This window comes from Stenotrophomonas sp. HMWF023, from assembly GCF_003060985.1.
In the GTDB taxonomy this organism is placed as follows: Bacteria; Pseudomonadota; Gammaproteobacteria; order Xanthomonadales; family Xanthomonadaceae; genus Stenotrophomonas; species Stenotrophomonas lactitubi.
In genome coordinates this window covers 1-584 of sequence record NZ_QAIJ01000004.1, presented here as the reverse complement: position 1 = coordinate 584, position 584 = coordinate 1, and the positions used below count along the sequence as shown (strand labels likewise).

Below are 584 nucleotides of genomic sequence, written 5' to 3'. Positions count from 1 at the left end.
GCAGGGGGGAGCGCGGCAGTCCATGTCCCGACATTCCTTTGGAGAGAGAGCGAATGAATTACCTGCACCACCGCCCCTTGGCGGTTGCCGTCGCGCTGTGCGTGACCGCCCTGGCACCGATGGGTGCTGCTGCCCAATCGACCACCACCAATCTGGACGCGATCGAAGTCACCGGCACCCGCATCAAGCGCGCTGAAGTGGAAGGCCAGGTGCCGGTCCAGACCCTCAATCGCGCCGACATCGAACGCACCGGTCTGACCTCGATCGGTGAAGTGCTGCAACAGCTCACCGGCTCAGGCTCGGCGCTCAATGCCAAATTCAATTCGTCGGGCAACTTCGGTTTCCCGCCTGACGGTAGTGGTGTCGGCGCGGGTTCGGCGCAGGTGGACCTACGCCATCTGGGTGCCAAGCGTGTACTGGTGCTGGTCGATGGCATCCGCTGGGTCAACGAATCCTCGGCCTCGGGCGTGGGCTCGGCCACCGACCTCAACACCATTCCGCTGGCCATCGTTGAACGCATCGAAGTGCTGGAAGACGGCGCGTCGTCGCTGTACGGCTCCGATGCCATCGCCGGTGTGGTCAAC

Annotated in this window: 1 protein-coding gene; it reads left to right on the top strand. The window is 64.0% G+C overall.

Annotation, left to right across the window (positions count from 1 at the left end; all coding sequences use genetic code 11):
- Window positions 1–53 precede the first annotated feature (53 nt).
- Window positions 54–584: TonB-dependent receptor plug domain-containing protein (locus DBR20_RS00045; RefSeq protein WP_146186912.1), on the top strand; the 531-nt coding region annotated here is incomplete at its 3' end.